Annotated in this window: 7 protein-coding genes and 1 pseudogene; 5 read left to right on the top strand and 3 right to left on the bottom strand. The window is 59.3% G+C overall.

What is annotated here, in order from left to right; genetic code table 11:
- Positions 1-58: 58 nt before the first annotated feature.
- From AC1DRJ_RS16550 to AC1DRJ_RS16540, 3 genes are all read left to right on the top strand, one after another.
- Complete coding sequence (locus AC1DRJ_RS16550) at positions 59-850, top strand: phosphate/phosphite/phosphonate ABC transporter substrate-binding protein (RefSeq protein ID WP_477803098.1); 792 nt, start codon at positions 59-61, stop codon at positions 848-850.
- Between the two features lie 117 nt (positions 851-967).
- Positions 968-1,501, top strand: a complete 534-nt coding sequence (locus AC1DRJ_RS16545) for a sigma-70 family RNA polymerase sigma factor (protein WP_477803097.1) — start codon at positions 968-970, stop codon at positions 1,499-1,501.
- Positions 1,498-2,511, top strand: coding sequence for an ABC transporter substrate-binding protein (locus tag AC1DRJ_RS16540; protein ID WP_477803096.1), 1,014 nt, complete (start codon positions 1,498-1,500; stop codon positions 2,509-2,511). The genes AC1DRJ_RS16545 and AC1DRJ_RS16540 overlap by 4 nt, the downstream gene beginning before the upstream one ends.
- Positions 2,512-2,541: 30 nt before the next feature.
- Here the strand turns inward: AC1DRJ_RS16540 and AC1DRJ_RS16535 are convergent, their stop codons facing one another.
- From AC1DRJ_RS16535 to gntR, 3 genes and pseudogenes are all read right to left on the bottom strand, one after another.
- Complete coding sequence (locus AC1DRJ_RS16535; RefSeq protein WP_223519437.1) at positions 2,542-3,174, bottom strand: glutathione S-transferase family protein; 633 nt, start codon at positions 3,172-3,174, stop codon at positions 2,542-2,544.
- Positions 3,175-3,176: 2 nt separating this feature from the next.
- A pseudogene (locus tag AC1DRJ_RS16530) lies at positions 3,177-3,272 on the bottom strand (chlorhexidine efflux transporter); the annotation flags it as partial.
- A 152-nt stretch (positions 3,273-3,424) separates the two neighbouring features.
- Positions 3,425-4,456, bottom strand: a complete 1,032-nt coding sequence (gntR, locus tag AC1DRJ_RS16525) for an HTH-type transcriptional regulator GntR (protein WP_477803095.1) — start codon at positions 4,454-4,456, stop codon at positions 3,425-3,427.
- Positions 4,457-4,671: 215 nt separating this feature from the next.
- Here gntR and AC1DRJ_RS16520 point away from each other — a divergent pair, with 215 nt between their 5' ends.
- Positions 4,672-5,205 carry a gluconokinase gene (locus AC1DRJ_RS16520; RefSeq protein ID WP_477803094.1) on the top strand — a complete coding sequence of 178 codons (534 nt, stop codon included), beginning with the start codon at positions 4,672-4,674 and terminating at the stop codon, positions 5,203-5,205.
- 82 nt (positions 5,206-5,287) lie between these two features.
- The gene (locus tag AC1DRJ_RS16515; protein WP_477803093.1) at positions 5,288-6,640 is read left to right on the top strand and encodes a GntP family permease; all 1,353 of its coding nucleotides are present in this window, start codon (positions 5,288-5,290) and stop codon (positions 6,638-6,640) included.
- Positions 6,641-6,818: the final 178 nt, after the last annotated feature.

The raw sequence follows: 6,818 nt of genomic DNA, 5'->3' as shown, positions 1-6,818 counted from the left end.
CCGCCATCGCGAGCAGGCTCGCTCCCACAGTGGAAATTTTTCGCCGGGAAGATTTTTGATGACCCATCACCTTGCCGAACTGCTGATGTATGTCGCCCCAGAGCCGATCCGCCAAGCCAACGAACGCTGGCTGACGCGCATTCTCGAACGGCTTGGCAGCGATCGTCTTGATGCCAAAGGCCTGTCACTGACCGACCTCTGGCTCTCGCCGCATCTGCTGCTGACCCAAACCTGCGGCTACCCGCTGATGACGGCATTACGCGGTCAGGTGCGGGTAATCGGGCGGCCTCGTTATGAACTGCCGGACAGCACCGGTGGTAGCCATTGCAGCCTGCTGTTGAGTCGCGCCGATGATCCTCGGCGCACCTTGCCGGAGTTTCGCGACAGCCGTGGCGTGATCAATGGCGAAGACTCCAACAGCGGCATGAACCTGCTGCGACATCGACTGGCGCCGCTGCATCGCGACGGTCAGTTCTTTGCCAGTGTCGCCGTCAGCGGCAGCCACCGGGAAAGCCTGCGCTGGCTGCGTGAGCATCAAGCGGATCTGGCGGCCATTGACAGCGTGACCTTTGCTTATCTGGCGCAACATGCCGGTGAAGAAGTCGCCGGCCTGCAAGTCATTGCCCGCAGTGCGCTCAGTCCGACCTTGCCGTACATCTCAGCCGCCGGGACTTCCCGTGAACAGGCTGAGAACCTGCGGCAGGTGATGAATCAGACCTTGAGCGAACTGCCTGACGTCGCGGAAATTCTCCGGCTGAAAGAGGTGCTGCGTGCCCGTGAAACCGACTATCAGGTCGTCCTCGACTATCAGCAGGAAGCTCAAGCCCAGGGCTACGGACGTTTGCGTTGAAATTTCCAGATCGAATATAAAAATGCTTTTTAAATATTATTAAAGAATAAGGCTCCTTGTTAGGATCGCGCCACCGGATCACCGGACATTCAGCGACCCCTAACCCTTGGAGCCTCTATGTCCGGCACCGACCTGTCCCATCGCAACCACGTGGGCGGATTGTTTTTCGCTCATTACCCCTGGCTGTGCGCGAGCTTGCGCCAGCAGCTGGGCGCCAGCGCCAATGTCGAAGACATCGCCGTCGACACTTTCGTGCAATTGCTCGACTCCCCAAACCTGACACCCATTCGCGAGCCGCGCGCGTTGCTCATCACCATCGCTCGCCGACGGGTTTATGAGCTGTGGCGCCGCCGCGATCTGGAACGCCAGCACCTCGAACGACTGCCACAGGCTGACCTGGCGGACGGGCCATCACCTGAAAAATTGCTTCAGCTATCGCAAACCCTGAACAGCCTGGACCGCACCCTCAAGCGAATGCCGGAAAAGGTCAGGGCAACGTTCCTGCTGTCGCGCGTCGACGGCCTCACCTATCCGCAAATTGCCGCCGAACTGGGCATTTCCCAGCGTTCGGTCAGCGTTTACGTGACCCGCTCCCAAGCACTGTGCGCCCAACACAGCGCCAACCAACCCTTGACCTGGAGGTCCGCATGAGATCGATCAAAACCCTGCTCGGCAGTTCGCTGCTGGCGCTCAGCCTGGTGGCTAGCCAGGTTCCGGCAGCAGATAAAGTCGCGCCCATTCACTTCGGCGACATCACCTGGGAGAGCGGTAGCCTGATCACCGAAATCCTGCGGCTGATCGTCGAGAAAGGCTATGGCTACCCGACCGACACGTTGCCGGGCAGCACCGTCAGCCTAGAAGCGGCGCTGGCCAAAAACGACATTCAGGTGATCGGCGAAGAGTGGGCCGGACGCAGTCCTGCGTGGGTCAAGGCGTCTGCCGAGGGCAAGGTGTTTGGTCTGGGCGATACGGTCAAAGGCGCCACCGAAGGCTGGTGGGTGCCGGAATACGTGATCAAGGGCGACCCGGAACGAGGCATCAAGCCGCTGGCTCCGGAGTTGAAATCTGTCGCTGATCTGGCCAAGTACAAGGACGTGTTTCGCGACCCGGAAGACCCGAGCCGCGGCCGCTTCCTGAATAGCCCCACTGGCTGGACGTCGGAGATCGTCAATAGTCAGAAACTCAAGGCTTACGATCTGACCGCCAGCTACGTCAATTTCCGCACTGGCTCCGGCGCGGCACTGGATGCCGAGGTTGCTTCATCRATCCGGCGTGGCAAACCGGTGCTGTTCTATTACTGGTCGCCGACGCCGCTGCTGGGCCGTTTCAAACTGGTGAAACTTGAAGAGCCGCCCTTCGACGCTGAAGCCTGGAAAACCCTGGCCGATACGAATAATCCGAACCCCAAGGGCACCCGCTCGATGCCGGCCAAACTGGCCATTGGCGTGTCGGCGCCGTTCAAGGCGCAGTACCCGGACCTGGTGGCGTTTTTTGAAAAGGTCGATTTGCCGATCGATCTGCTGAACCAGACACTGGGGCAGATGAGCGAAAAACGCCTGCAACCGCGTGAGGTGGCTCAGGCATTCTTACGGGAGCAGCCGCAGGTGTGGAAGGCTTGGGTGCCGGGGGAGGTGGCTAGCAAGGTGAGTGCGAGCTTGTAGTGTGTCGGCGGCGGCTCCACCGCCGCGCACTCATGCCAGGCCGTTACAGCCGTGTTTCAGAAAGCCCGGACGTTGTGCCAGGCGTTGGAAATATTCGTCGATGGCGGGAAAGTCAGGCCGCTCCATGGGAGTCATCAGCCAGCGGTTGACCGACAGCCCGACGACAATGTCAGCGAGCGTAAAGTGAGGCCCGGCGACATAGGCTTTGGTGGTCGCGAGTTGATGTTCGAGGATGGCCATTTTCTGGTTCCAGCCGCGTATGCCGACAGCAATCCGATGCTCGTCCTGAAACTCCGGATCCTTTCGCACCAATGCGGTAAACGCGTAGCTCCAGGAGGGATTGAGCTCGGTGGCCTGCCAATCCATCCACTGTTCCACCCGCGCACGCGCCGCCGGTTCGTGCGGCAACAGATCAGTGTTTTGGTGTTTGCCGGCCAGGTAGCGGCAGATGGTGTTGGACTCCCACAACACGCCGGCGTCATCGATGATCACCGGCACCTGCGCATTGGGGTTGAGTCTGAGAAACTCCGGCGCGTGGGTTGACGCATAACCGCTGCCCCAGTCCTCGCGTTCATAAGGAACATCCAGTTCCTCACAGGTCCACAGGACCTTTCTGACGTTGATGGACGATGCTTTGCCGAGAATTTTCAGTGCGTGTGTCATTGAGTTATATCCAACCACCAAGCGATCAACAGGATGAGGAACACTATCAAGGTTAGTTGAAAACCCATGGCATGGTCGATGCGCCGCTTGACGGTGCGGGTGACGATATCGAACGGGTGAATACCTGTGGCGAGGGGGCTTGCCCCCGTTGGGTTGTGAAGCAGCCCTAGAATCAGTCGCCGCGACTTCTATTTACGACTGCTGCGCAGCCGAACGGGGGCAAGCCCCCTCGCCACAGGGAAGCATTTACTCAGGTGCTTTCCCGGATTTTCAATTCAAACCCCATGTCCTGCACCGGTTTGGCCACTGAGTTGCCGGCCAGCAACGTCAACATCAACTCCGCCGAACGTCGGCCGATGGCCTCGCGCGGGGTGTTGATGCTGCTCAGGCGCGGCACCATGTGGGCCGAAGCGGGCAGGTCGTTAAAGCCGAGGATCGCCACTTGTTCCGGGATCTTGATCCCGCAGCGCATGGCTTCGAGCAGCGCGCCCTGGGCCAAGTCGTCGTTGCCGAAAAAAATTGCATCGACATCGGGGTGACTGGCGAGCAGCTGCACAAACAACTCTGCGCCCAGTCCGACGGAGGAGGCGCGCGGCGTCAGCACCTCAAGGTCCGGGTCATACAAACCGGCCTTTTGCAGGGCTTTGCGAAAACCTTCGCCGCGCAGCAAAGTGCGCTGGTCCAGTTGCGCGCCGATGTAGGCCAGGCGTTTGCGACCGCGTGACAGTAAATGTTCAGCCGCTGTTTCACCGGCGGCCAATTGCGAGAAACCCACGCAATTCACGCCCGCCGCACTGTCCAGTTCCATCATGTACACACACGGGATATTGCTGGCTTCGATCATCCGCCGCGAGCTTTCCGTGCGGTCGAAACCGGTCAGCAGCAAACCGCGAGGCTGATACGCCATGTAGTTGCGCAACAGGTTTTCTTCTTCATCGCGTGAGTAGTGGAAGTTGCCGATCAGCACTTCGAAGCCCTTGGGGCGAAGCACCTGATGAATGGCTTCCAGCGTGTCGATGAACAACAAGTTGGACAGCGACGGCACCAGCACCACCACTGAATGGCTCTGCGCCGAGGCCAACGCGCGGGCAGCGGGGTTGACCACATAGTTGAGTTCAAGCGCGGCTTTCTGGACTTTTTCCACCAGTTCCGTGGCCACGGTACTGACACCGCGCAGGGCGCGAGATGCAGTGATCGGGCTGACACCGGCCAGGCGTGCAACTTCGTTCAACGTGGGACGGCCAGTGGTGCGTGTATTTTTATCGTTTTTAGGAGAGGTCATCGGGCGGCTTGCCAAACAAAATTCAAGGCACTAAGGTAGCGCTGTCCCGAAGCAGCTGCAAATGCGTAAGCGAGTTTTGCCTGAACCTCGCTTTTCGGCATTGGGAGCAAACATGCTGCAACCCACAAAAATGACAAGAAGGCGTCGGCAACTTCTACTTTTGATCTAGTGTCATAGCTGGCAAAGGTAGCGCTGTCTGCGCGCTGAGGTGTTACATGAATCATCCCATCACCGCCSTGGTCATCATGGGTGTTGCCGGTTGCGGCAAGACATGCGTTAGCGAGGCCTTGTGCCAGCTCAGCGGCGCCACTGCCATTGAAGGCGATACTTTCCACCCTGCCGCCAATATCGAAAAGATGAGCGCGGGTATCCCCCTGAACGACCAGGACCGTGCCGGCTGGCTCGACAGCCTGTGCGACGAACTGCGCCGCGTTGACGCCAAGGGCGAACGCCCGGTGCTGACTTGCTCGGCCCTCAAACACAGCTATCGCGAAGTGTTGCGCAGCGCCTTGCCGGGCCTGGGCTTCGTGTTTCTTGAACTGACTCCTGAAGTCGCCGCCGAGCGCGTGTCGCATCGGCCGGGCCACTTCATGCCATCGACCCTGATCGACAGCCAGTTCGCCACGCTTGAATCCCCCGTTGGCGAGCCGTTGACCCTGGCGCTGAATGCATCGACCTTCAGCGTCGAGCAACTGGCATCGCAGGCGCATATCTGGTGGCAGGCACACGGCCTGAAGCACGCCGTATGAGTTTTGCCGAAAAAGATAGCGCTGTCCTGATGGCTTTCGAATTACCCGCTTTAATAACAACAACAACCAGGAGACACCCCTAATGTTTGGCATGTCCCACGAGACGTTCCTGCTGCTCGATGCAGTGGTCACGGTGATCGGGCTTATCGTCCTGATCACCAAGTTCAAGTTCCACCCGTTTATTGCCCTGATCATTGCTGCAGCCTTTCTCGGGCTGACCTCCGGCATGCCAGTCGGCACCATCATCAAGGCGTTCCAGGACGGCTTCGGTGGGGTACTTGGTTTTGTCGGGATCATCCTGGCGTTGGGCACCATGCTTGGCAAAATGATGGCCGAGTCGGGCGGGGCAGATCAGATTGCCCAGACCCTGATTCGCGCGTTCGGCAAGGATAAAGTGCAGTGGGCGATGATGTTCGCGGCCTTCCTGGTCGGCATTCCGCTGTTCTTCGAAATCGGCTTTGTGTTGCTGATTCCGCTGGTGTTCATCGTGGCGCGCCGCACGGGTGTGTCGATCATCAAGATCGGTATCCCGTTGCTGGCCGGTTTGTCCGCCGTGCACGGTCTGGTTCCGCCGCACCCGGGTCCGTTGCTGGCCATCGGCATTTTCGGTGCCGACATTGGTAAAACCATCCTGTACGGTCTGATTGTCGCGCTGCCGACGGCCATTATTGCCGGCCCGATTTTCGGTACGTTCATTGCCAAGTACATCCCCGGTCACCCTAATCAGGAGCTGGTGGATCAACTGGCGCACGAGCCTGAAACGGCAACCCTGCCAAGCTTCGGTATCACGCTGATCACTGTGCTGCTGCCGGTGCTCCTGATGTTGCTCAAGACCTTTGCCGACGTGGTGCTGCCGGAAGGCAATTTCGTACGCTCCTTCATGGACCTGATCGGTCACCCGATCGCAGCGTTGCTGTTGGCACTGCTGCTGTCGCTTTACACCTTCGGTCACCGTCAGGGTGTCGATTCGAAACGCATTCTGAAATGGCTCGATGCGAGCCTCGCGCCGACTGCCGCGATCATTCTGATCATCGGTGCCGGTGGTGGCTTCAAGCAGATGCTGGTGACCAGCGGCGTGGGTGACGTGATCGGCCACATGGCGGTGAACGCACAGATCTCGCCGATTCTGTTGGCGTGGCTGGTGGCGGCGGTGATTCGCGTGGCAACGGGTTCGGCCACTGTGGCGACCATTACCGGCGCGGGCATTGTGGTGCCGGTGGTGGGGATGATTCCGGGTGTTAACCGTGAGCTGCTGGTGTTGGCCACCGGTGCCGGTTCGTTGGTCCTGTCTCACGTCAACGACGCGGGTTTCTGGCTGGTGAAGCAGTACTTCAACATGACCGTGGCGGAAACCTTCAAGACCTGGACCGCGATGGAAACCATCCTGTCCGTGGTTGCGCTGGGCTTTATCCTGCTGCTGTCGATGTTCGTTTAAGCAACAACACCGCACTGATCGTTCCTACGCTCCGCGTGGGAACGCATCCCGTGACGCTCCGCGTCACAGTGGACGCAGAGCGTCCATGGCGGCATTCCCGCGCAGAGCGTGGGAATGATCGGGTACAAAAAAACCGCATCGCTGCGGTTTTTTTTGTGGCTGCTTAATGACTCAGGTG

The organism is Pseudomonas sp. P5_B2, from assembly GCF_056400445.1.
This window is presented reverse-complemented; position numbering and strand designations above follow the sequence as displayed.